We start from the raw sequence: 22,174 nt of genomic DNA, 5'->3' as shown, positions 1-22,174 counted from the left end.
TGATCATTTACTTGCGGACATGTGTAAACACAATGTTCGCAGGCTTCTGATACTAAAGCCTTTCCAATTTAAAAAACTTTTGAAAACGTGGAGGACATTCAAAGGAGTCGCTCATGTCTGAACCACGCAGTGAAAGTGAAAATCCCGCCATATCTCCACCGCAGCCAAAGAAGACGGCTCGTCCTAGAAACAATCGTGATTGGTGGCCGAATCAATTAGATCTTTCCGTTCTTCATCAGCATTCGCCGCGTGCTAATCCGATGGAAAATACTTTCAAGTATTCTGAAGAGTTTAAAAAGTTAGATGTGGATGCATTAAAACAAGACGTCATTCAACTGATGACGAACTCTCAAGAGTGGTGGCCTGCGGACTTTGGGCACTATGGCCCTTTATTCATCCGCATGAGCTGGCACGCAGCGGGAACTTACCGTATCGAAGATGGTCGTGGTGGTGGTGGCGATGGAGCCCAACGTTTTGCTCCATTGAATAGTTGGCCTGACAATGCGAACTTAGATAAAGCCCGTCGTCTGCTATGGCCGATTAAGAAAAAATACGGTCGCAAGGTTTCCTGGGCTGATCTTTTGGTTTTTGCGGGGAACTGCGCTTTAGAATCGATGGGTTTTAAAACCTTCGGCTTTGCTTTTGGTCGCGAAGACGTGTGGGAACCAGTTGAAGTTTTCTGGGGACCTGAAGACAGCTGGCTTGGGGATGAACGTTATAGCGGAGATCGCGAGTTAGCCGCACCTTTTGGGGCTGTCCAAATGGGATTAATTTACGTGAATCCCGAAGGACCTAATGGAAAACCCGATCCCAAATCCTCGGCACGCGATATCAGAGAAACCTTCGCGCGTATGGCGATGAATGATGAAGAGACGGTGGCTCTGATTGCAGGTGGGCACACTTTCGGAAAAACTCACGGAGCCGCGAAACCCGATCATGTCGGGCCAGAACCAGAGGGATGCCCTTTCCATGCGCAAGGTTTAGGGTGGAAGAATTCCTATAAAACCGGTAAAGGCCCGCACGCAATCACAAGCGGCCTTGAAGGCATGTGGACGACCCAACCCACGAAGTGGTCTCATGATTTCTTTAATCATCTTTATAATTATGATTGGGAATTAACTAAGAGCCCGGCAGGGGCGCACCAGTGGAAGCCTAAAAATAAAGAAGCCAAAGATACTGTGCCTGATCCGCATGATCCCAAAGTACGTCATTCACCGACAATGCTAACAAGCGACTTAGCCCTTAAGATGGATCCAGAGTACGATAAGATTTCAAAACGCTATCATCAAAATCCGGCGGAGTTCGCAGACGCATTTGCGAAAGCATGGTTTAAGCTTCTTCATCGTGATATGGGTCCGCGTTCGCGTTATTGGGGACCCTGGGTTCCGCCCCCACAGTTGTGGCAAGATCCGATTCCTGATGTAGATCACAAACTCGTTGATGAATCAGATATCAAATCCTTGAAAGAAAAAATTCTTTCATCGGGCCTGAGCAATTCTCGCTTGATCGCAACCGCGTGGGCGGCAGCTTCGTCCTTCCGTGGAACTGATAAACGGGGTGGAGCGAATGGAGGCCGTGTTCGTTTATCGCCTCAGAAAACTTGGGAAGTGAATGAGCCAGCTGAATTAAGCAAAGCTCTGCAGACGCTAGAAAAGATCCAGACTAGTTTTAATAGTTCCCAATCGAGCGGAAAAAAGATCTCTATGGCAGATCTCATAGTCTTAGGTGGATGCGCCGCCATTGAAGATGCCGCACGGAAAGCGGGTCATAACACGACCGTGCCGTTTTTGCCGGGGCGTATGGATGCCTCTCAAGACCAAACGGATGAGCATTCATTCGCAGTGTTAGAACCCAAAGCAGACGGATTTAGAAATTACGTTCGCGATGGTTCTAAGCTTTCACCAGAGACCTTGTTGTTGGATCGAGCGAATCTATTAAACCTCACAGCTCCGGAGATGACAGTCCTTTTAGGAGGCCTTCGAGCTTTAGACATCAATCACAAGGGCAGCCGCCACGGTGTTCTGACCGACCGCCCAGGCACCTTAAGCAATGATTTTTTCACAAATCTTCTTGATATGAATATCGAGTGGAGTGAGCCATCAAAAGCCGGCATCTATGAAGGAAAAGACAAGTCAGGAAAAACCAAGTGGACCGCGACGGCGGTAGACTTAGTATTCGGCGCGCATTCTCAGCTCCGGGCCCTGTCTGAAGTTTATGCAGCGGACGACGCCAAAGAAAAATTCGTTCGTGATTTCGTGTCGGCGTGGCACAAGGTGATGAATCTGGACCGTTACGATCTGCCTCGAGCGTAAATAAAAAAAGGTCCCATGGCAGAAGCGATGGGACCTTTCGTTTTATTCCTATTGTCCAGGAATAATATATTTTAAGTGGGCTCCTGGTCCTAGTGGCAAATCAAAGCCGATCCAAACAAAGAGCATAATGGACCAAGTGATTAAGAATGCAATTGAGTAAGGAATCATCAGCGCGATCAAAGTACCGACGCGAGCTTTAGGATCATACTTATTCGCAAATGCTAGAATCAAAGGGAAGTAAGGCATCAGCGGAGAAATAATATTCACCACGGAATCCGCCACACGGTAAGATGCTTGTGTCAGCTCTGGTGAAAGACCCAAAAGCATGAACATGGGAACAAAAACAGGGGCAGTTAAAGCCCACTTCGCGGAAGCACTCCCGATAAAAATATCTAGAACACAGATCAGAATAATAAAACCAATCATCAACGGAATCGCCGAAAGTCCCATTGATTTAAGCAAATCGGAACCATTCACCGCTAAAATAAGACCTACATTGGAAGCCGCAAACAAGGCGATAAACTGGGAGGCGAAGAATACCATGACAAGATAAGGCGCCATAGTTGCCATCGAATCTTGAAGGGCATTGGTGATATCGGTTTGGCTTTTAAATGTTTTTGCGCCAAAGCCGTAAGCAAGGCCCGTTAAGATACCGAAAATGAAAATGATCGCGATTGTGCCTTTTAAGAAGGGAGAATCAAGCACCGAACCATTTTCTGGGTTTCTTAAAAAACCATTTGAGGGAACTGTTCCCAGAAGAAGCATAACTAATAAAATCGCAAAAACAACTCCGGACCATAAAAGACCGCGGCGCTCATAGGCATTAAGTTCTGTTGGTCCCGCATGCGGAGCATCTCCTTGATATTTTCCTAGATACGGAATGGTGATTTTCTTTCCAATGATGGTACCCACGACAATAATCAAAAGCGAAGAAGCCGACATGAAGTACCAGTTTACAACCGGAGTCACAACATAGTTCGGATCCATCACGCGGGCAGCTTCTTGAGAAAGGCCCGCTAACAAAGGATCAATAGAGCTAATGATAAAATTTGCCGCAAATCCACCAGAGACTCCGGCAAAACAAATAGCGAGTCCTGCCAAAGGATGCATACCCACACTGTGAAATACCATCGCAGCAAGGGGAATTAATAGAACATACCCGATATCACCTGCCGTATGCGAAAGAATACCTGCAAGTAAAATAGCGGGAATTAAAAGAGCTCGCGGAGATTTAGTCACGACCAAGCGAAGAATCGCACTTAAAAGTCCACTTTTCTCTGCCAAACTAAAACCCAGCATGGCCACTAACACAGTTCCCAATGGCGCAAAGCTTGTGAAGTTTTTTACCATGTCCGTAAGAATGATATGCAGTCCGCTAACAGAGAGAAGATTCACTGGTTTGATGACGGCTTTAGTGACGGGATTTGTCGCTTCAATTCCCATCGCAGCCAAAATAGCTGAAACAATGACGACGATGAACGCCAAAAGTAAAAACATCAGCGCCGGTTGTGGCAATGCGTTTCCGGCTTTTTCAACTTTTAAAAGAATTCTATTCAACAGTCGATTGTCTGCGGCCTGAACATCTGTACTCATTCGTCCCCTCGGTAGTAAAAACTCTACTCACCAAGCAGACCACTGTTGAAAGTTAGGATCAAGAATAAAGACGGATTCTTACCACTGACCCTTTTTAATTTTTTCTCTGCGCTGAAGTTCTGCGGGGCTTGGTTTTGAAAGACCAAAATCTCCTATGGGAACTTTGCCGTCAGGTTCGTAAGTCGCAATGATAACTCCCGTGGAAGAAATATCACTTTGCACCATCTTCAGTCTGCCACCGGGAGTTCCTTCCCCGAACAAGCGTTTGCCTTTTCCAAGGACCACCGGAAAGGTCATGACGAAAAGACGATCAATTAAGTTTTCAGCAAAAAGCGCAGGGTAAAGTGTCGAACTTCCCTGTATCAAAAGATCAGGTCCTTCCGCACTTTTGATTTTTTTTAGTTCTTCCATGCTGGAAACGCGATGCGAGTTTTTCCAATCTAAAGATTGATCACCGTGGGTCAGAACATACTTCGCGCACTTCGTAAAAGAAGCGGCGATGGGATCGCTGTCGCCAAGATAACCCCAATGCGCCGCGAATATGTCATAAGTCCGTCGGCCCAGCAAAAGATCAAAGGGTTGATCAAAGACCGCTCCCATAGCGGCGTTCATGCGTTCATCCCAAAATGAAGTGGACCAACCACCGTACTTGAAGCTGCCCGTGGGGTCTTCTTCGGGACCTCCCGGAGCTTGAATAACACCATCGAGAGATTGAAAGACACCGCCAATAATCTTGCGCATAGAGTTCTCCGTCGTGACTTCGATTCTATTTCGGAAAATAAACCAGTCAAATTAAGAACGGCTGTTTTCGCGCAAGATAAAAGCTTATGGAGCTTATTTTAACTTCAGTTCCATCTGAATATTGCATCTTTCATAGGGTGTGGGAGGACCCACGACTTTTTTAAACCCCAATTTTTCATACAGAGAGATGGCAGGCTTTAAAATGGTATTGCTTTCTAAAAACAATTTTTTTGCCTTTAGTTCTTTGGCCTTATCCACAATGGCATTTCCCAAAAGCCAACCGATATTTTTGCCTCGGGCTTCAGGCGCCACCGCCATCTTTGCTAACTCATAGGGATAAGTTGGGTCATCGCGTTTAATCAAAGCACACACGCCAACGGGTTTATTATTTAAAAGTGCGACGAAGATATGACCGCCGCGCTTTAGAATATAACCTTCTGGGTCCCCTAAGGCGTCTCGATCCGCTTGTTCTATTTTAAAGTAAGTGCGAATCCACTCTTCATTCAGCTCTAAAAAGGCCGAACGGTATTTTCGTGAGTAGGGAACGATCTCAACATGCGCTGATTCGCGCTTCTTCTTTTGTTCAGCGACCCGGGCAAACAAAGACTTCTGCGCGAAAAGATATTCCCACTCTTCCAACGCTTTCCAAAGATCATTTTTCGACTGGGCGGAAAGTTCTTCGACAGCGGCTTTGACATCCAGATACTGGGCTTCAATCTTGCGTGCCATGTCCTTACCGCTTTTCGAAAGACTGACCAGCGTGCGACGTTTATCTGCACTGCTCGTTTTTTCTAGAATTAGCCGGGCATTAATCATCTCTTTGACGATCTTGCTGACGGAGGCGTGGGAGTGTCCGATCTCTTCTGCAATAGAGGTGATCGTTCTTTCCTCGTCCTGAGAAAGTACGTAAAACACCGGGAACCACTTGGGGTTCATATCAATGTCATAAAGACCATAAATCTTTGTGGCATCATCGGCGATTCTTTCGCCGAAAAAGCGCACACGGGTTCCTAAGGCAACACGGCCGAGCTGTTCAAATATCTTCATGATGAGATATATGTAACTAGTTACGTAATTTGTAAACGAAAAACCAGGTCCGTATAAATTATTTAATAAATGGAAAGGCCCCATTTCTGGGGCCTTAAAGTTTTAAGCTATTTAGAAAGTTCTCTTAAGGCTCGCTCCAGATCCTGGTAGCGGTTCATGAAAACAACATCTCTTTTGGTCAGACAGGAGAGCTTTTCAATATCCTCATTTCGAAAGCCCCCAAACCAGAAGGGAACCGAGTTATCCACCTCCGCTGAAAGCTGATTCACAAAGTCTTTGTACCGAGACGTTGATAAAGCTTCTTGGGGAGCTGAGCACCCAACAACCGCGACTGCGGCGTTGGCGTTTTTAATGGCGCGGGCAAAAGAAATAGCGGGCATATTGGGGCCGAGGTATAAAACCTTATTTCCTCGAAGCGCTGCTAGAATGGCAGAAATAAGAACTCCGAATTCGTGATGCTCGCCTTCCGGAGTTGCTAGAATAATGGTTTTTGTTTCGTTCTTATCCGGCAGTTGTTCTATAGAATAGAGAATCCCCGAAAGAAGATTTCGAATCACCGAGGAGGCCGCATGCTCGTGATAGACATCAAGCTCGCCGTCGAAAACTCTTCGACCGATTTCGGCTAGGGTGGGGCTGATAACTTCTACTAACAGTGTTCGGGTGTCATTTTCCAATTGAGCTGATTTTAATAGGGCGGAGAGCCGGGGAAGATCGCACTCTGAGGTTGCAGCCACTAATTTCAGAACTGTTTGAGCTGTGGCCGAATTTTCCACGCTTTGCTTCACCAAAGCATTGAGTTTTGGCAGCTCAAGATGGGCGATTTCACCAATAGAGTGACCGCTCTCTGTTAGGAGCTTTAATATCTTAAGCTTCTCGATTTCACGAAGTGCATACACGCGCCGTCCGGTATCACTTCGATTTGGAAGAGGGACGCCGTAACGTCTTTCCCAAGCGCGAAGAGTAAACTCGGTAAGGCCGGTCATCTTTGCGACGATGCCGATGCTAAATACTTCCATAGTCACTCCAAATGACAGACATAGTTCAAGGTATGCCAGTAGTCAAATCATTGTCTAAGTATTGTATAAATACAATGGTCTTGCATATATTATAAGCATACTTGACGGAACCTATACAAATATTAGACATTCTGGACCATGACGACGCAAGAAAGCACTCTTTGTTTAGTTGGCGCGGGCCTGGGGAACGGTATTTTGGCCTGGTTTCTGCGTAAGCGGCATCCTGATCTCAATATAGTAATTTATGAGTCTAAATCTCGCATCGATGAGGGCCGAACATGGTCCTTTCATAAAACGGACGTAGGTGAAGCCAACTTCGCAGTGCTGCAAGAGCTGATTGCTCATAGTTGGAACGGTTACGAAGTTTCCTTTCCCTTGTATAAAAAGCGTTACGATTCGACGTATGCCACTATCACCCCTGAAAAACTTCAGCGAGAACTTCTAAAGGCGGGTGTCGACCTACAATTTCTTTCACCTGTGCAAACTGTAGCGCACGATCATGTCGCGCTCAGTGACGGGAGAACTCTGTTTTTCGAAGCTGTTGTGGACGGAAGAGGATTTACTTCCTCTTCTGCTAGATTGGGGTATCAGAAATTTCTAGGACAGTGTGTTCGACTGAGCAAACCTCATGGTCTGCAAGTCCCCCTCCTGATGGATGCGACAGTCCCACAGCTTGATGGTTACCGGTTCTTTTATATTCTTCCCTTTTCTGAAACCGAATTTTTGATTGAGGACACCCGGTATTCGCGCAATTCGCACCTGAATCAGGAAGATCTCACCCGGGAGATCAGCTCCTATATTGAAAGACGTGGCTGGAAGATCGAGCGTATCCTAAAAACCGAAAGCGGAGTTCTTCCCATTCCGCTAGACGCGGAAACTCCAACCTCTAATTCTTTTAAGACGGGAATGGCGGCCGGTTTTTTTCATCCGGTGACGGGTTACTCTTTACCCGACAGTGTCCGATTGGCTGATCGCATTTCTGCTTTATCTCAACTAAATCGAAAGACTTTGCTAGCGACAATTGAAGCCTATCGATCAGAGCAGATGAAGCGCAGACAGTTTTATTTTCTACTGAACCGTATGTTGTTCTTAGCGGCACCGGATTCAGAAAGAAGAAAAGTTTTTGAGCACTTCTATCGCATGCCTCAATCCGTGATTGAGCGCTTCTATGCGGGCAATACGACGTATTTAGACAGAATTAGAATTTTAAGCGGAAGACCTCCGGTGAATATAGGACCTGCATTGCGTGCGGTGTTCTCTAGAAAGGTAAAAGAGGCTTTATGAATCTTTCATCTGAATCTGATATCGAGTTTCCGCAAGGGGCCCGCCTGAGGAGTCTTCTTCAGCTCAGTAACAATGCTACTGTCGACGATTTGCTCGAGGGAGCTCTTACAGCGCCCCTCAAGAACTTGCTATCGCGACCGCGCAAGAATTTGCGGTCCACTCTTGTGGACCTGGGAATTTCGATCGCTAAAAATCAGGGAAAAATTTCTGATGAGCAGCTGCACTCAATTGCTAAAGAAGCTCGTGCTGTCTTAGAAATTCTGCATACGGGTTCTTTGGTGATTGATGATATTCAAGATGGAAGCACGGAAAGAAGGGGGGCTCCGGCAGTCCATATTCTTTATGGGCTTCCCGTGGCTTTGAATGCCGGGAACTGGATGTACTTCCTTCCTTTTAAAATTATCAGCGGTATGCCCGTTTCGGATAAAGCTAGACAAGGATTGTCCGAAGAATTGCAAAATGTTTTATTAAGAGCTCACTATGGTCAGGCGATTGACGTAGGCACTGAGTGGAGTGCTTTGCCCCAGGGAAGAATACCCGAAATCTCGATGGCCTCCATGGAGCTAAAAACAGGAGCGCTGTCTGAATTAGCGAGCAAATTCGGGCCCGTCGCCTGTGAAGTTGAGTCAGCCCTCATTCAAAGTTTGGGGGCATTTGGCAAAAAATTCGGAATTGCTTTGCAGATGTTCGACGATATCGGAAATGTTTGTTCGTCGAACAATGAAAAAAAGTGGATCGAAGACACACGTCTGAAACGATTGACCTTTGTTATCGCGACGGCGGCCGAAGTTCTTTCAACAGATAAATACGCAGAGCTAAAAGAGCTTACGAAAGATTCGGACCAGAATTTTAAAAAAGTGCGCGAGTTTCTTATTCACGCCGGGGTTGTGGCTACGGCCAAGGCTCGGGCAAATTCTTATCTTCAGTCGGCCCTCAATGATCTTGAGAGCGCCGTCCTTTTAACATCAGAACAAAAAAGTACAATAGAAGGGCTTCAGCACAAACTGATGAAAGCTTATGAATAGAAAAAAAGCTGCGGTTATTGGCAGTGGATTTGGTGGACTGGCATCGGCAATACGACTGCAAACGGCAGGTTTTGATGTCACGATTTTTGAAAAACGCGATTTGCCAGGCGGAAGAGCCTATGTCTTTAAAGAAAACGGATTTACTTTCGATGCAGGCCCTACGGTCATCACGGCTCCAGAAACATTAACGGAATTATTCTCGATTAGTGGTCGCAAAATTGAAGACTACGTCGAACTTATGAAAGTGGAGCCTTTTTATAAGCTGTTCTGGCACGACGGTGTGCAATTTGATTATGGTGGTGATGTCGAAGACACCATTGGCCAGATCAAGAAAATTTCTCCGTCAGATGCGGAAGGGTATCGTAAGTTTCTTTCTTACTCGAAAGACGTATACCACGAAGGTTATGAAAAATTAGCGGCAAAACCTTTTTTAAATGTATGGAGCATGGTAAAAACCGCGCCTCAGCTGATGCGACTTCGCGCCGACCGCAGTGTTTATGATACTGTTGGTCGCTACATTAAAAATGAACATCTTCGCCAGGCCTTTAGTTTTCATAGCTTGCTTGTAGGTGGAAATCCTTTTTCTACGTCAAGTATCTATACTTTGATTCACTACCTTGAAAGAAAAGGCGGCGTCTATTTTCCTCGCGGAGGAACAGGTGCCTTAGTGCAAGCATTGGTAAAACTCTTTAAAGAATTGGGTGGAAAGATTGAGCTTTCTTGCGAGGTGGATGAAATCCTCACTACCGGGCAAAAGGTCACAGGTCTAAAGTTAAAAGATGGTCGCACACAAAAGTTCGACTTGGTCGTAAGTAATGGTGATGTTGTCCATACGTACAAGCACCTTTTGCGCTCTGAAAAAGCGACGAAAGAAACCGCTCGTCGGGTTGAAAGCATGCGCCACAGTATGGCGTTATTCTTGATCTACTTTGGAACGAAGAAAACTTATCCCGAACTGGCTCATCATAACGTGATATTTGGACCTCGTTACCGCGGTCTTCTTGATGACATCTTTAAGCGCGGAAAACTTCCGGATGACTTCTCTCTTTATTTGCACGCACCCACGCGCACTGATGCTTCTTTGGCTCCGGCAGGGCATGAGTGCTTCTATGTGTTGTCTCCCGTCGCGCATTTGGGAAATCTCAAAGTTGATTGGTCCGTGGAAGGTCCTAAATACGCCGAAAAGATTATGAACTATTTGGAAGAGAAATATCTTCCGGGCCTTAAGGAAAATCTGGTCGTGCAAAAAATTGTAACTCCGGATGATTTTAAAAAAGACTTGAATGCTCACGTCGGCTCGGCCTTTTCTTTAGAGCCGGTCCTGCACCAAAGTGCTTACTTCAGAACTCACAATCGGGATGCTTCGGTGAAGGGTTTGTACTTTGTAGGAGCGGGAACTCATCCGGGGGCAGGAGTGCCTGGAGTCATTTCCTCAGCTAAGGCCACAGTCAGTGTTATTCAGGAAGATATGGGGAGATTATGATCCAAGACGCTGAACAGGCGATAGAAAAAGGCTCAAAGAGCTTTTATCTTGCAAGTCTCTTTTTCTCTCAAGAAACTAAGCATGACTGTTGGGTGTTGTATCGTTGGTGTCGTCATTGCGATGATGTGATCGATAACGGCGGAAATCTTCGTGAGCTTGAAGAATTGCAGACCAACACCCTCAAAGGTCTGCGTGGCGAAAACACGCACGCAATTTTTTCTTCTTTAGGAAAAGTGTGTCGAAAGCACTCGATCCCAGCAGAGCATCCTTTTGAGCTTCTTGCTGGATTTCAAAAAGACACTCAAGCCGTTCGTATCAAAAACGAGGCCGAGCTGGATGTGTATGCCTATCAGGTTGCAGGTGTTGTCGGCGTTATGATGTGTTACCTGATGAAAGCCAATCTGGCATTAGCACAACAAGCTGCCATTAGTATGGGAAATGCGATGCAACTGACGAACATCGCGCGCGACGTGAAAGAAGACTTTGAAAAAGGCCGTATCTATCTGCCTCAATCTTGGTTGGATGAGGCCGGTGTGAACACCGAGCGCCTTCTTGCTATCGAACAGAGAGAGCAAGTGTACACCGTGGTTCAGAGGCTATTAAAAAAGGCAGATGGATTATATCGCGAGGGTCGCGAAGGACTAAAATACCTTCCGCTACGCTCTGCTTTGGCTGTCGCGATTGCGGCTGCCGTGTATTCACAGATCGGATCTAAAATCTTACGCCTGGGCCCCACGTCTTTGGATTCGCGTATATATGTTTCTTTCCCGCACAAGATCTGGCTCGTTGGTCTTGGAATATTCTGGGTGATGTCTTCGTTAACCGGGCGTATAGTTTTATGGAGGTCCAATGCAAAAGCCTGAGCAAACTACATTTCTTGAAGATTCCATTGTTTACGTCATGCGTATTCGTCAGTTTGATTTAAAAGACTGGCTGGTTTACACGGTGTGGGTTGGCATGATGCTAGGTCTTTTTTCAGTCATCGCCGCTTTTTTCAGCGTGGGTTATATCAACGGAATTGAATACCCGGGCTATGCTTGGAATATTCCGGTAGGCACATTTATTTTCACCGCCGCAATCGCCTTTGATACGATTGGCCACCGCACCGTCTATAAAGAGGCGCTTCAACGTGGAGAAGCCTTAGTTCATCACATCACAATTGCGGCCGGTATTTCAAGTGTGCTGGCGCTGTGCTTGGCTTATGAGAATCCTAGCTTTATGAAAATTCCAGCCTTGGTGCTGATATTCCTAAGCATCGTTTACAGCCTGGTTGACGAAGGTATGCACTGGCATCGCTATTTTACTCAGAAATCAGATCGAGTAGAGATGTGGAGTCACTTTTTTATCCTTGTCGGTCATTTGATAATGATCACAGCCTGGTGGACTTGGTTTGTTGAAGGTTATCCTGGAGTGAAAGAGACTCTGGCGGTTTTAAAGTGATTCTTAATCTGCTTTTATCTACGGCAGGGCTTTTTGTTTTAATTATCCGCACGAGATCATGGCGTCGGCACGCAACTAACTTGACTATAAAAAAAATGCCGCTGGTTTCAATTATCGTTCCCTGCCGAAATGAAGAGCACAACATCGGTCCTTTGCTTCAGAGTTTGCAAAGATTGTCGGGGGTGCAAGCAGAGATCTTAGTTGTCGATGACAGCTCTACGGATAAAACTTTCGAAGTGGCGGCACGGGAGAACGTGCGAGTTTTAAAAGCTCCGCCCAAACCCGAGGGCTGGGTAGGAAAGTCATGGGCTTGTGCTTATGGCGCGCAGTTAGCGCAAGGTGATTACTTCCTTTTTACTGATGCAGACACTCGTCACAGGCCCGATTCCTTATCCCAAGCTTTAGGTTTTCTTTTGCAGGAAAAAGCGGACCTCATTTCAGCACCTCCGCACCACCGTTGCTTGAACTGGTGGGAGCAGGGTTTAGGTTTATTTCATCTTCTTCCTTTAATCGCGGCTGGTTTTCCGCAAAGCAAAGGCACCTCGCGCATCTACGCCATCGGGCAGTATCTTTTAATTTCAAAGGCGGCTTATAACTCTATAGGCGGTCATGAAGCACTTCGTTCTTCACTTACCGAAGACATTGATATGGCAAAAAGAGTCTTAGAAAAAGGATTAAAGTACCGCATTTTTCCCAAGACCTCCCTTTATGAAGTTCAGATGTACGATACTGCTAAAGAGTTTTGGCGTGGATGGATACGTCTTCTAAGGCTCGGAATGAAGAAGGTTTCTTTTGCAGCCTTTCTTGAAATTACTCTAGTCTACTGCCTCTTTTTTCAGTTCACTTGGATGACTGTCGTAGGACTTTTGTTTCTTGGTTTCATTCAACGTCAACACGGGCGATTTTCTTGGTGGGGAGTTCTTTTAGCGCCATTGAGCCTAATTCTTTTTGCTGTGATATCCATGGCCGGAGTTTTAGAGACACTGAGAAAGAAAAAAGTAACTTGGCAGGAGAGAGATTATGTCGAAGCTTAAATTTTTATGTGCCTATGTCATCATTTTACTTTCTTTGCCTGCGTGGTCACTGACATTAAATTTTTCAAACTTGCGAAACGGAAATGGATATCTGGCCGTCAGCATTTTTTCAGAAAAGCAGAAGGAAAGTTTTCCAGGCAAAGCAGAACAGGCGACTAAAACATTTTATCTCAAGCTCGAAGGTAAAAAAGAATTGAGCATTGATGTCGATGATCTTGACGATGACACATATGCCGTTGCGGTCATGCACGATGAAGACGAAGATAAAAAATTTAAGACAAATTTTGTCGGACTGCCGCAAGAAGGTTTTGGATTTTCTATGAACCCCCGAGTCTATTTTGGAGTCCCCAGTTTTAAACGCGCTGCCTTTAAATCCTCGGAAACAAAAACATTGGACATCAAACTAAAGTATTTTTAGCCCCTACAACCGACTCATTGACAAGATTGATGAAGATATCTTGGAATATGGTGTGCAAGGCGCAGGTTTTAGCACTTAGCTTTCAATAGGGCCGGTTATCAATGAACACATCAAAACCTCTCAGGAATAAAATTGCAGTTGTCGCTGGTGCGACTCGTGGCGCCGGTCGCGGAATTGCAACGGCTTTGGGCGAGGCGGGCGCGACTGTGATCTGTACAGGCCGAACAACTCGGGCTGAAGGCTCGGCGCGCTCTGATTATAAAAGATCAGAAACTATCGAGGAAACCGCAGAGCTTGTAACAAGTTTAGGTGGTAACGGAATTGCCATTCCCACTGATCATTTGAATCAAGATGAAGTAAAAAATCTTGCCGACCGCATCTCTAAAGACTTTGGTGGCCTTGATATTCTGGTGAATGATATTTGGGGTGGCGAAGCCATGGTTGGTTCCCCGGATACCTGGAATAAACCTCTGTGGGAGCTTGATCTTAATCAAGGTCTTCGCATGTTGCGTTTAGCTGTAGATACTCACTTGATCACATCTTTTTTTCTGTCGCCGCTTTTACGTAAGCCCGGTGGACTTCTTGTGGAAGTTACGGACGGGACTTTAGATTACAACCTTAAGAATTACCGCATCTCTGTTTTTTACGATTTGGCGAAATTTTCGGTCAATCGCTTGGGGTTTTCTCAAGGTCATGAGCTTAAGCAATTTGGCGCCACCGCGATGACGGTATCACCAGGTTGGTTAAGATCTGAAATGATGCTTGAGCATTTCGGCGTGACTGAAGCGAACTGGAAAGACGCGAAGGCGCCTCCAGGATTTCTTTTATCTGAATCGCCAAGATTTGTTGGAAGATGTATTGCGGCGGTGGCCGCAGATTCAGAGCGCTCTCGCTGGAATCAGCGTTCCGTCAATTCAGGACAGCTTGCCAAAGAATATGGAGTTCGCGACATCAATGGAACACAACCGGATGTCTGGTCATACATGGATGCCGAAGAAAAGGGACTTCATCCCAACGTGGTAGACTTTTTAAAATAGCCGGAATCGCCGTGGGCGACTCCGGTGAAAATTAGTGCACAGGGTTTTCAGAGTGATAGGCGCAGACCCATTTGCCATTTTCGCGCACCCAAGTTGATACATCGAGCATCTTCATTCCGCTCACTTCAATATTGTAAGTAAGCAAAGCCGCATCCTCGTTAAGTACAGTTAATTGGGGCTCGTTAATTTCGATATCTTTAAAGCGATCAGTGGAAGTCATCGCATTCATCATTTGGCGATACTGTTCTTCGTCGATACTACGCACACCCTCTGGGCCTGTGACGATACAGGGAAACTTTGTTAAAGACACAGCCGCCTCGACGTCCTTCGTCTTCATTGCATCCCAATACTGATTTTCTAGATTCAATATCTCTTCTTTGTTCGGAGCATTCATAAAAACCTCCTAATGTTTCTGCCATTCATTATCGTGCTGCGTTTCTCCGATCTGAGTCAGATCGAAAAGAGCGCCCGTTAAAATTTCAATCATGTTCTTCGCGGTGATGACTCCTGTAAGCCGGCCTCGGCGGTCTAAAAGAGGCAAGCGAGTCACGCCCGAACGTTTCATTAAAGATATCATCGTAAAAACATCGTCTTCGGATCTAGCCGTGACTGGCGAGCGCGACATCACACGACTTACGCGCACACGATCCGGATTGGCACCATCGGCGATACACATAGCTATATCCCGGTCGGTAAGAATTCCAAGAAGTGAACCATGTCCATCTTCATGCATAACTAAAACATCACCGATTTGATATTCTTTCATGAGTTCAGCTGCTTCAGTAAGAGAGGCCTCCGGATCAATAGAGATGATTTCAGTTTTTTCCCATTCCAGATGGGGACGGTGGGTTCTTCGATCGGATTCGGGGGAAGTAAATTTTGCTTTCATAAAGTCATCCTTTCGCCCTTAGAGGGCACGATTCTATTTTAGATCACCTAGATACAGACGGTGACGCCTTTGACACATCTTTGGTAAACATCACTGGTTTGAAAGCTTTATTTGAGTCACTCTCTGAAAAGAAGCCCGACCTAGAAATTGAGTCTTTTGTTTTCGTAACATCTGACCTAAAATTAGTAAGAAGAGGTGAGTAAGGTGCTATCGCAAATTAATAACTTCCAAAAAGAACATGTGTTTTCTATCGCTTCTGAAGAGGAGTTGCTTCAGGCCTTTCGCAAACGCGATCAGAAAAAACTCGTTCTTCCTGAAAGTCTTAAGTATCCGCTAAATGTGAGTTCCTACTTTACGTGGAGAGAGCCCTCGGGAGTTTACACTTATCTTGTATTTAAAATGCCTAACTGGGATCTTCCACGTGGAGTCGCTTTCAAAAAGACTGCTGCGACGGGTGATCCGGTGGGAGGGCTTTGCAGTTGGTGCCATGCCTACGGCACTTCCGAAGATATTGGAATGCTAACGGTGAACATGAGCTCAGATGTCAGTAGCTCTTACTACATCTGCCAAGATTTGCGCTGCATTGAAAAAATTGAAGATGCCTCAAACTTATCTGGAAAAAGCCCTGAGAAAAATATCTCAGAGCTTTATCATAAAATCTCAAAGCTTTTTGAAAATATCAGCAGCTACAAGCCAGATTAGTATTTAACTACGACGAGATTTTGAAACTCGTCCACTTTCAAACAATCCATCTGCGCATTACGAGCGGCTTCGATTCCTAAGTGCGCATCCTCAAAAACTAGGCATTCGGCAGGATCAATCCCCAGCTTTTCCGCGCCTAAAAGAAAGCAGTCTGGTGCCGGTTTTCCGTTTTGGTAATCTTCAGCGCAAATCAAATGCTCGAAGTATTTAGTAATCCCTAAATGCTTTAATGTTGTTTCAACGGGATGTCGACGGCTGCCGGTTACGATCGCCATCGGGAGGCTGCGATGATAGTGCTTGATCACATCCATGACAGCCTTGATTTCTTTAATTTCGTTGATTGCTGAAAAGTAGTGAACTTCTTTTTCTTTCAAGAAGACGTCTGCCGGGATCTGCACTTTGTGCATTTCATTAAGCATCTCGACAATTTTTCTTGTCGGGCGGCCCGCCCAAGCCTGGTGTTGTTCCTTACTTAAAGTGAGATTGTAAGAAGCTAGGCCAATATTCCAAGCCTTTAAGTGCGCACCCATGGTGTCAGCAACAGTGCCATCGAAATCAAATAAAAGAGCTTTGTGATCGCGGTCGGGAAAGAATGATTTTAACATAGACATCTATTTTGACATGGTCTTTGGATGCTTCCTAGTCTTGATCACAGAATGACTCACTTTTGCGCGTGACAGTTTTGTCTCGCGTAGACAGACTTTGTGTTAGGAAAATGAGAGGAGTTTTATGAAAACAGCCATGTATTTTCTTGTCGCCTTGGTCATCGTGCTACTGATCGCGCCTGTGTTAATGCCCGCCCAATACCAATTAGCTCGAAGCATCGAAATCAACGCCCCCCTTAATGCGGTTTACCCACGCCTCACTGACCTGAATGAATTCGTGAAATGGAATCCTTTCAGTGAAAGTGATCCCACTTCAAAAACAGAAGTGGTCGGAACGGGTATTGGCTCTACGATGACCTATTCAGGTGAAAAATCAGGTGAAGGCAAGATGACCATTGTGAATGCCGTTCCGGATAAGTCAGTGGACCTGCGCATGGATTTTTACAAGCCTATGCCGGGTGAGGCTATGGCTCACTGGATTGTTGCCGCTTCCGGCGAGACCACAACGACGCTGACGTGGTCCTATGAACAAAACCTTCCCTACTTTAAACGCTACCTTGGGATCATGATGGATTTTATGATGAGCCCCATATTTGATAAAGGACTTCAGAATTTTAAAAGCTTGGTAGAGTCTGCAAAATAAAATATGATGCGCCCGTGTCTTTAAAAATCTCTCGAATTTTGCATGCAGGTTATATTTTTGAAACGGGCGCAGCTAAAATCGCGTTTGATCCTATTTTTGAAAATCCTTTCAGTCGTAACTGTCACGCGTATCCTTCTATTGAATTCGATTTAAAAGAAGTTTCTAAGCTAAAACTTTCGGCTATTTTTGTTTCCCACTACCATGATGATCATTGTTCAATGGAAAGTCTGAATCTTTTAGATAAAGAGACGCCGCTTTACATGTTTTGCGTTCATGAAGAGATGTTTTCTTTGATTCGTGAGCTGGGATTTAGAAACGTCTTTTCTTTAAGTCTCAATGAAAGTGTACAAATCGGCGATATCGAAATCATTCCCCGTCGCGCTTTGGATCAGGACGTCGATTCGCTTTTTCAAATCAAGCATCAGGGTTTCAACGTTTTAAATGTTGTAGATTCGTGGATTGATTATTCCACCTTGGACCTTTTAAAAAAAGAGGGCTCTTGGGACATGGTGCTTTGGCCTTTTCAAACAATGCGGGAACTGGATGTGATTGCGCCTTCTCGTGCGCCCGAAGTTTCACGAAGTCTTCCTCCAGAGTGGATCGAACAGATAAAGGAGCTTAATCCAAAGTACATTGTGCCAAGCTCTTGCCAGTTCCAGCTTGAGCCCTGGTCTTGGTATAATCAGGCTTTCTTTCCCATTACTTATAAGCAGTTTCAAAAAGAAATTTCCGATGTTTTGCAAGACACAGAGACTGTTCGTTTAAATCCTGGCGTTTCGATTGAACTTTGTCAGAGTGGCATAAAACACTCTGAGCCCTTGCGATGGATCAAGCCGATCGGTGAACAAAATGTCGATTATAAATTTGATCCTTCTTTAATCCCGCCACCGACGGCGGAGATTGCACGAAAATTCCCGAAACTTTCAGATACCGAAAAGCGGGTGGTGTTAGAGTATTGTCGAAAAGGTCTCATAGAGAAATTTGAATCTATGGACCCGCCTCAGGATGACTATTTTCTAAAAGCTCGCCGCTGGCGACTGACCCTTTTTGATCACGATGGTAAGGCTTTTGATTTTCATTATTTGTTAAAAGACTCAACGGCAGAAATCCTTGAGGAATCTTCTCAGATTCCTGTCGCTTGGGTGACAGAAGTTCCTTTATTTAAAGTGTATGCCGCCCTTGAGTTGGGCGAGTCACTGACATCTATGTATGTTCGTATTAATGACTTTCGTTTTACAGCAAAAATAGAAGAAGAAATTCAATATGCCGACATCGTTGAGGACCCCCTGATTCGATGTCTGTTCAATGATGTATTTGGGTCTTATCAGAAGGCGCAGATTCAAGAAATTCGACGTAGAAACAACCTGTGATATATCTATTGTTGATATAAGCCATTGAAATAGCTAGCTTTTTATTAAACGTATGATATTACCCGGATAATATTGCATTTTTATTTTATCCGGGTATAATTGATTTCATGGAAAAACGAATCGAGCCTTTCACGGGCTACCAAAAATTTGTTGTGGCCCTATTGGCCTTTCTTCAATTCACAATCATTTTAGACTTTATGATTGTTTCTCCTTTAGGTGCGGTCTTAATGCCGGCGCTGAAGATCACACCCGCACAATTTGGGATCGTGGTCTCAGGGTATGCCTTTAGTGCCGGAGTTTCCGGATTTCTAGCGGCGGGTTTTGCGGATCGTTTCGATCGTAAGAAATTGCTTTTATTTTTTTACACGGGCTTCGTTTTAGGAACCTTGATGTGTGGTCTTGTGAATACTTTTGAGTGGCTTGTTGCCGCCAGACTGATCACGGGAATCTTTGGGGGAGTGATTGGGTCGATCGTCTTTGCGATCATCACCGATTTATTTCCGATGGAAAAACGCGGTCGCGTAATGGGTTTTGTGCAAACAGCTTTTGCTGCTAGCCAAATCCTGGGTTTGCCAGCGGGACTTTATTTCTCAAATCTTTGGGGATGGAAAGCCCCGTTTATCATGCTGGTTGTTGTGAGTACGATCGCGGGCATCGGCATTTTCGCTTATCTTAAGCCCATTGATGAACACTTAAAAGTTCAAACAGAGCATAGCCCCGTCGCGCATTTAGTATCTACCGTGGCCACGCCTAAATACCTTATGGCCTTTGGCGCGACAGCACTTCTTTCGATCGGTGGCTTTATGCTGATGCCTTTTGGTACCGCGTTCACCGTGAACAATTTAGGAATTTCTCAAAATCAGCTTCCGATGATTTATCTGATTTCTGGTTTTGCCTCGATCCTCATTGGACCCCTGGTTGGAAGAGCGTGTGACACGTTTGGAAACTTCAAGGTCTTTCTGTTTGGAACGATTTTAGGAATCATTATGGTGGCGATTTATACTCATCTTGGAATTACGCCTTTGGGCCTTGTGATTTTGGTCAACGTCTTGATGTTCGTTGGAGTTTTCTCGCGCATGATTCCTTCACAGACTTTGATGTCAGGCATTCCTTCCGTATCCAATCGTGGAGCGTTCATGTCGGTGGGATCTTCCATTCAGCAAGTGGCTGGAGGATGTGCTTCTGTGGTAGCCGGACTCATCGTTGTTGAAGGACCTCAAGGGGTTTTAGAACATTATGATGTTGTTGGTTACGTCGTGATTGCAAGCTCCCTTATAACCTTATTTATGATGTGGCTTATTGCGAAGTCATTGAAAGGAAACGTTTATGCAGCAAAGTGATTTGCAAACCTGCACAGCATTCAGCAGTTCACAAAGAATCGCGAGCGGTAGCATAAAAGATGTCGCTCTAAAAGTGAAAGCGCATTTAGAAGATCATCCCCAAGCGGCCATTCTGATCTTTGATAATCAAACAAGTCAGCAAGTGGAATTGGACTTGCGGGGAACGGTCGATGCCGTTCTTAAGCGTCTTGAAAAATCAGGCTTGATCAAAGAAGAAGAGCCGGCCAAAGGCGGTCCGGGCCGTCCTAAGTTGGGTGTCACTTCAAAAGAAGTCACGCTTTTACCGCAACACTGGGACTGGTTGGCAAAACAGCCGGGCGGAGCTTCGGTGACGTTGCGAAGACTTGTAGATGAGGCGAAAAAGAAAAATGCCGCGAAGGATTTGATCCGCCAATCTCAAGATGCCACCTATAAATTTATGACTGTGATGGCCGGGGATCTGCCAGACTATGAAGAAGCGCTTAGAGCTCTTTATGCGAAAGATGCAGAGAAGTTTAAAAAACTGATCTCAAAGTGGCCTAAAGATGTGCGGGCCCATATTAATATGCTAGCCGAGCCTAGCTTATAAGAAAATAAAGCGGGGTCTTCTGCAGACCCCTGCTATTATGGCGAACTTGTAACGGAAACTGCGTCCGAAAAATTTGGCTTTAAAATCGGCCTGTGTCATAACCCCGGGGCATGACAAACAAAATCAAAAATCCCTCTGCATTGGTAGAAGCCGCTTTAAAACTTGATAATTATCTTTCTGAGATTGTTCGCTTGGGTGCGAAGATCGACGAGATGGAATTAAAATCAGATTTCGACTTTGAACAAGTTCAGCGATTGATGAATCGTTTCACTGAATGTGGTTTGGGTGTTTCTGATGAAGTTGTTCGTCTTTCCACGTCTCTTAATGAGGCTCGTGCCGAAGCGGAAAAAGCGGCTGCATTGGTCGCTGCAAAGGCTGAAATGTTGGAGGCTCGTCAAAATCAACACCAACAAAAGATGGAACAATTTCGTGCGCTCGGCGAAAAGGTTCGTGAGCTGACTTTGTCGTTGAATGACTTGAAACGTCCCGAGGGCGAAAAGGTTTCTGATGAAGAGCAAAGTAAAGTCGCCATCCGCCTAGCGGCGTTCCAATTACAGCTTGAGCCACTTATTGATGAAGCTCGAACTTTAAAAAAAGAGGCGCAAGTTTCTAGATTGAAAACACTCGAACAAGGTGCAGATTCCTTAGAGCAAAGCTTAACGGCGATCGGTCGTCGTATTCACGCGTTTAACTCTGAATTTACATCCCACTAGAGTCTCATCACGTCCATAAGACATTCTGGCTTCCCGTTAGAAAGCGCATGATTTTCGACGACGAAGCTTAAGAATGTCTTTAAGGATGCATTCGTATTTTCATTTTCCCAAAACACGCTGACCGGCAGATAAAGTTTTTTAATCGGTACGAATCGAGTTTCTGCAGGAGCAAAATTTTGAGTCGCGGCGATCGTCAAAGATACGCCCTTTCCCGTAGCGACAAGCAACGGGCAGATTTCGTGATCTTTCTTTACATAAGTCAGCGGTTTAATTCCAGCTTGAACAAACAAGTAAGAGATCGTTTCGTAAAAATCTTTGTTGTCCTTTTTCGGATGAAGAATGATTGTTTCATCCCTGAGCTCTTTAAGTTCGATTTCTTTTCTTTTGCTCAATGGGTGATTCTTCGGAAGCAGAACCCCCAGGTTTTCATCCTGGACTGAATGAAACTGGAAGTTTTCATCCTTCAGGCTGCCCTCTAAAAATCCGACATCAAATCGGCCGCTTTTAAGACCTTTAACAATCGCAGCGCGGGTTTCTTGTTGAAGCTCAATTTTAATTTTCGGGAATCTGTCCTGAAACTCGCGGATAATTTTAGGAAGATTTGCCAAAAATCCCGTGGAGGAAAAGGCGATGCTGATTTTTCCGGATTTCATTTTCCCTAAAGCTCTAATCTCGGATTCCAGCCCTTGTGCACGCGAAAGGATTTCCTTTCCTTCTTTCAAAAGAAAGACACCGGCCCCCGTGAGCTTCACTTGGCGTGTGGTCCTTTCAAACAAAGCGGTCCCTAATTCATCTTCAAATGAAGCAATAAGGCGGGTGAGGGGAGGTTGGGACATTCCCAGTATTTCAGCGCTCTTACGAAAATTCAGTTCTTCGGCGACTACGACAAAGGCCTTAAGCTTAGATAGATCCAT

The 22,174-nt window shown here is 45.2% G+C and carries 23 protein-coding genes; 15 read left to right on the top strand and 8 right to left on the bottom strand.

Going from position 1 to position 22,174, the window contains the following annotated elements; translation table 11 throughout:
* Positions 1-113 precede the first annotated feature (113 nt).
* Positions 114-2,312: a catalase/peroxidase HPI gene (gene katG, locus ACLWBD_RS16530; protein WP_413569029.1), complete on the top strand. Its 2,199-nt coding sequence runs from the start codon at positions 114-116 to the stop codon at positions 2,310-2,312.
* 48 nt (positions 2,313-2,360) lie between these two features.
* Here the strand turns inward: katG and ACLWBD_RS16525 are convergent, their stop codons facing one another.
* The 4 genes from ACLWBD_RS16525 to ACLWBD_RS16510 form a co-directional block, all read right to left on the bottom strand.
* Entirely contained in the window at positions 2,361-3,905 is a 1,545-nt protein-coding gene (locus ACLWBD_RS16525; RefSeq protein WP_063205439.1) for an AbgT family transporter, read from the bottom strand.
* A gap of 78 nt (positions 3,906-3,983) precedes the next feature.
* Positions 3,984-4,646 carry a dihydrofolate reductase family protein gene (locus ACLWBD_RS16520; RefSeq protein WP_413569028.1) on the bottom strand — a complete coding sequence of 221 codons (663 nt, stop codon included), beginning with the start codon at positions 4,644-4,646 and terminating at the stop codon, positions 3,984-3,986.
* Positions 4,647-4,739: 93 nt separating this feature from the next.
* Positions 4,740-5,693 carry a GNAT family N-acetyltransferase gene (locus tag ACLWBD_RS16515; protein ID WP_413569027.1) on the bottom strand — a complete coding sequence of 318 codons (954 nt, stop codon included), beginning with the start codon at positions 5,691-5,693 and terminating at the stop codon, positions 4,740-4,742.
* A gap of 107 nt (positions 5,694-5,800) precedes the next feature.
* Positions 5,801-6,709, bottom strand: coding sequence for a MerR family transcriptional regulator (locus tag ACLWBD_RS16510; protein WP_413569026.1), 909 nt, complete (start codon positions 6,707-6,709; stop codon positions 5,801-5,803).
* Between the two features lie 138 nt (positions 6,710-6,847).
* On the opposite strand from ACLWBD_RS16510, the gene crtY reads away from it, so the two are divergent.
* The 8 genes from crtY to ACLWBD_RS16470 all read left to right on the top strand — a co-directional run bounded on the left by crtY (position 6,848) and on the right by ACLWBD_RS16470 (position 14,430).
* Entirely contained in the window at positions 6,848-7,993 is a 1,146-nt protein-coding gene (gene crtY, locus ACLWBD_RS16505) for a lycopene beta-cyclase CrtY (RefSeq protein ID WP_413569025.1), read from the top strand.
* On the top strand, positions 7,990-9,018 hold the full coding sequence (locus ACLWBD_RS16500) for a polyprenyl synthetase family protein (protein WP_413569024.1): 1,029 nt from the start codon (positions 7,990-7,992) through the stop codon (positions 9,016-9,018). The genes crtY and ACLWBD_RS16500 overlap by 4 nt, the downstream gene beginning before the upstream one ends.
* Positions 9,011-10,501, top strand: coding sequence for a phytoene desaturase (locus ACLWBD_RS16495; RefSeq protein ID WP_063205433.1), 1,491 nt, complete (start codon positions 9,011-9,013; stop codon positions 10,499-10,501). The genes ACLWBD_RS16500 and ACLWBD_RS16495 overlap by 8 nt, the downstream gene beginning before the upstream one ends.
* Positions 10,498-11,364, top strand: coding sequence for a phytoene/squalene synthase family protein (locus ACLWBD_RS16490; protein WP_063205432.1), 867 nt, complete (start codon positions 10,498-10,500; stop codon positions 11,362-11,364). The genes ACLWBD_RS16495 and ACLWBD_RS16490 overlap by 4 nt, the downstream gene beginning before the upstream one ends.
* On the top strand, positions 11,351-11,941 hold the full coding sequence (locus ACLWBD_RS16485; RefSeq protein ID WP_063205431.1) for a hypothetical protein: 591 nt from the start codon (positions 11,351-11,353) through the stop codon (positions 11,939-11,941). The genes ACLWBD_RS16490 and ACLWBD_RS16485 overlap by 14 nt, the downstream gene beginning before the upstream one ends.
* A gap of 95 nt (positions 11,942-12,036) precedes the next feature.
* Complete coding sequence (locus ACLWBD_RS16480; RefSeq protein WP_413569023.1) at positions 12,037-12,975, top strand: glycosyltransferase; 939 nt, start codon at positions 12,037-12,039, stop codon at positions 12,973-12,975.
* Entirely contained in the window at positions 12,962-13,393 is a 432-nt protein-coding gene (locus ACLWBD_RS16475; protein ID WP_413569022.1) for a DUF2141 domain-containing protein, read from the top strand. The genes ACLWBD_RS16480 and ACLWBD_RS16475 overlap by 14 nt, the downstream gene beginning before the upstream one ends.
* 101 nt (positions 13,394-13,494) lie before the next feature.
* Positions 13,495-14,430 (top strand): SDR family oxidoreductase, encoded by a 936-nt coding sequence (locus tag ACLWBD_RS16470; protein WP_413569021.1) that lies wholly within the window; start codon positions 13,495-13,497, stop codon positions 14,428-14,430.
* 31 nt (positions 14,431-14,461) lie between these two features.
* On the opposite strand, the gene ACLWBD_RS16465 is transcribed toward ACLWBD_RS16470, so the two are convergent.
* The gene (locus ACLWBD_RS16465) at positions 14,462-14,824 is read right to left on the bottom strand and encodes a DUF4440 domain-containing protein (protein WP_413569020.1); all 363 of its coding nucleotides are present in this window, start codon (positions 14,822-14,824) and stop codon (positions 14,462-14,464) included.
* 9 nt (positions 14,825-14,833) lie between these two features.
* Complete coding sequence (locus ACLWBD_RS16460) at positions 14,834-15,319, bottom strand: CBS domain-containing protein (protein WP_063205426.1); 486 nt, start codon at positions 15,317-15,319, stop codon at positions 14,834-14,836.
* 204 nt (positions 15,320-15,523) lie between these two features.
* Here ACLWBD_RS16460 and ACLWBD_RS16455 point away from each other — a divergent pair, with 204 nt between their 5' ends.
* Positions 15,524-16,021: an FBP domain-containing protein gene (locus ACLWBD_RS16455; RefSeq protein WP_155722544.1), complete on the top strand. Its 498-nt coding sequence runs from the start codon at positions 15,524-15,526 to the stop codon at positions 16,019-16,021.
* On the opposite strand, the gene ACLWBD_RS16450 is transcribed toward ACLWBD_RS16455, so the two are convergent.
* The gene (locus ACLWBD_RS16450) at positions 16,018-16,626 is read right to left on the bottom strand and encodes an HAD family hydrolase (protein ID WP_413569019.1); all 609 of its coding nucleotides are present in this window, start codon (positions 16,624-16,626) and stop codon (positions 16,018-16,020) included. The two genes, ACLWBD_RS16455 and ACLWBD_RS16450, sit on opposite strands and share 4 nt — an antisense overlap.
* Positions 16,627-16,750: 124 nt before the next feature.
* Between ACLWBD_RS16450 and ACLWBD_RS16445 the strand changes: the two genes are divergently transcribed.
* From ACLWBD_RS16445 to ACLWBD_RS16425, 5 genes are all read left to right on the top strand, one after another.
* Entirely contained in the window at positions 16,751-17,269 is a 519-nt protein-coding gene (locus tag ACLWBD_RS16445) for an SRPBCC family protein (RefSeq protein WP_413569018.1), read from the top strand.
* A 14-nt stretch (positions 17,270-17,283) separates the two neighbouring features.
* Positions 17,284-18,639, top strand: coding sequence for an MBL fold metallo-hydrolase (locus ACLWBD_RS16440; protein ID WP_413569017.1), 1,356 nt, complete (start codon positions 17,284-17,286; stop codon positions 18,637-18,639).
* A 107-nt stretch (positions 18,640-18,746) separates the two neighbouring features.
* Positions 18,747-19,979 (top strand): MFS transporter, encoded by a 1,233-nt coding sequence (locus ACLWBD_RS16435; RefSeq protein ID WP_063205421.1) that lies wholly within the window; start codon positions 18,747-18,749, stop codon positions 19,977-19,979.
* Complete coding sequence (locus ACLWBD_RS16430) at positions 19,966-20,547, top strand: DUF2239 family protein (RefSeq protein WP_413569016.1); 582 nt, start codon at positions 19,966-19,968, stop codon at positions 20,545-20,547. Before ACLWBD_RS16435 ends, ACLWBD_RS16430 begins: the two co-directional genes overlap by 14 nt.
* 110 nt (positions 20,548-20,657) lie before the next feature.
* Positions 20,658-21,260 carry a hypothetical protein gene (locus ACLWBD_RS16425; RefSeq protein WP_413569015.1) on the top strand — a complete coding sequence of 201 codons (603 nt, stop codon included), beginning with the start codon at positions 20,658-20,660 and terminating at the stop codon, positions 21,258-21,260.
* Here ACLWBD_RS16425 and ACLWBD_RS16420 read toward each other — a convergent pair.
* Positions 21,257-22,174 carry a LysR substrate-binding domain-containing protein gene (locus tag ACLWBD_RS16420; protein WP_413569014.1) on the bottom strand — a complete coding sequence of 306 codons (918 nt, stop codon included), beginning with the start codon at positions 22,172-22,174 and terminating at the stop codon, positions 21,257-21,259. The two genes, ACLWBD_RS16425 and ACLWBD_RS16420, sit on opposite strands and share 4 nt — an antisense overlap.

It is taken from the genome of Bdellovibrio sp. HCB117, assembly GCF_047305915.1.
GTDB lineage: Bacteria > Bdellovibrionota > Bdellovibrionia > Bdellovibrionales > Bdellovibrionaceae > Bdellovibrio > Bdellovibrio bacteriovorus_B.
The sequence above is the reverse complement of the archived record's forward strand: the minus strand, read 5'-3'. Positions and strand labels throughout refer to the sequence as shown.

Bases quoted from the DNA above. Each gene is read 5' to 3' on its own strand.
- ACLWBD_RS16525 (WP_063205439.1), bottom strand. From the start codon at position 3,905: ATGAGTACAGATGTTCAGGCCGCAGACAATCGACTGTTGAATAGAATT.
- ACLWBD_RS16430 (WP_413569016.1), top strand. From the start codon at position 19,966: ATGCAGCAAAGTGATTTGCAAACCTGCACAGCATTCAGCAGTTCACAA.
- ACLWBD_RS16510 (WP_413569026.1), bottom strand. From the start codon at position 6,709: ATGGAAGTATTTAGCATCGGCATCGTCGCAAAGATGACCGGCCTTACC.
- katG (WP_413569029.1), top strand. From the start codon at position 114: ATGTCTGAACCACGCAGTGAAAGTGAAAATCCCGCCATATCTCCACCG.
- ACLWBD_RS16470 (WP_413569021.1), top strand. From the start codon at position 13,495: ATGAACACATCAAAACCTCTCAGGAATAAAATTGCAGTTGTCGCTGGT.
- ACLWBD_RS16435 (WP_063205421.1), top strand. From the start codon at position 18,747: ATGGAAAAACGAATCGAGCCTTTCACGGGCTACCAAAAATTTGTTGTG.
- crtY (WP_413569025.1), top strand. From the start codon at position 6,848: ATGACGACGCAAGAAAGCACTCTTTGTTTAGTTGGCGCGGGCCTGGGG.
- ACLWBD_RS16495 (WP_063205433.1), top strand. From the start codon at position 9,011: ATGAATAGAAAAAAAGCTGCGGTTATTGGCAGTGGATTTGGTGGACTG.
- ACLWBD_RS16450 (WP_413569019.1), bottom strand. From the start codon at position 16,626: ATGTTAAAATCATTCTTTCCCGACCGCGATCACAAAGCTCTTTTATTT.
- ACLWBD_RS16485 (WP_063205431.1), top strand. From the start codon at position 11,351: ATGCAAAAGCCTGAGCAAACTACATTTCTTGAAGATTCCATTGTTTAC.
- ACLWBD_RS16475 (WP_413569022.1), top strand. From the start codon at position 12,962: ATGTCGAAGCTTAAATTTTTATGTGCCTATGTCATCATTTTACTTTCT.
- ACLWBD_RS16515 (WP_413569027.1), bottom strand. From the start codon at position 5,693: ATGAAGATATTTGAACAGCTCGGCCGTGTTGCCTTAGGAACCCGTGTG.
- ACLWBD_RS16465 (WP_413569020.1), bottom strand. From the start codon at position 14,824: ATGAATGCTCCGAACAAAGAAGAGATATTGAATCTAGAAAATCAGTAT.
- ACLWBD_RS16445 (WP_413569018.1), top strand. From the start codon at position 16,751: ATGAAAACAGCCATGTATTTTCTTGTCGCCTTGGTCATCGTGCTACTG.
- ACLWBD_RS16420 (WP_413569014.1), bottom strand. From the start codon at position 22,174: ATGGATCTATCTAAGCTTAAGGCCTTTGTCGTAGTCGCCGAAGAACTG.
- ACLWBD_RS16460 (WP_063205426.1), bottom strand. From the start codon at position 15,319: ATGAAAGCAAAATTTACTTCCCCCGAATCCGATCGAAGAACCCACCGT.
- ACLWBD_RS16520 (WP_413569028.1), bottom strand. From the start codon at position 4,646: ATGCGCAAGATTATTGGCGGTGTCTTTCAATCTCTCGATGGTGTTATT.
- ACLWBD_RS16425 (WP_413569015.1), top strand. From the start codon at position 20,658: ATGACAAACAAAATCAAAAATCCCTCTGCATTGGTAGAAGCCGCTTTA.
- ACLWBD_RS16500 (WP_413569024.1), top strand. From the start codon at position 7,990: ATGAATCTTTCATCTGAATCTGATATCGAGTTTCCGCAAGGGGCCCGC.
- ACLWBD_RS16490 (WP_063205432.1), top strand. From the start codon at position 10,498: ATGATCCAAGACGCTGAACAGGCGATAGAAAAAGGCTCAAAGAGCTTT.
- ACLWBD_RS16480 (WP_413569023.1), top strand. From the start codon at position 12,037: ATGCCGCTGGTTTCAATTATCGTTCCCTGCCGAAATGAAGAGCACAAC.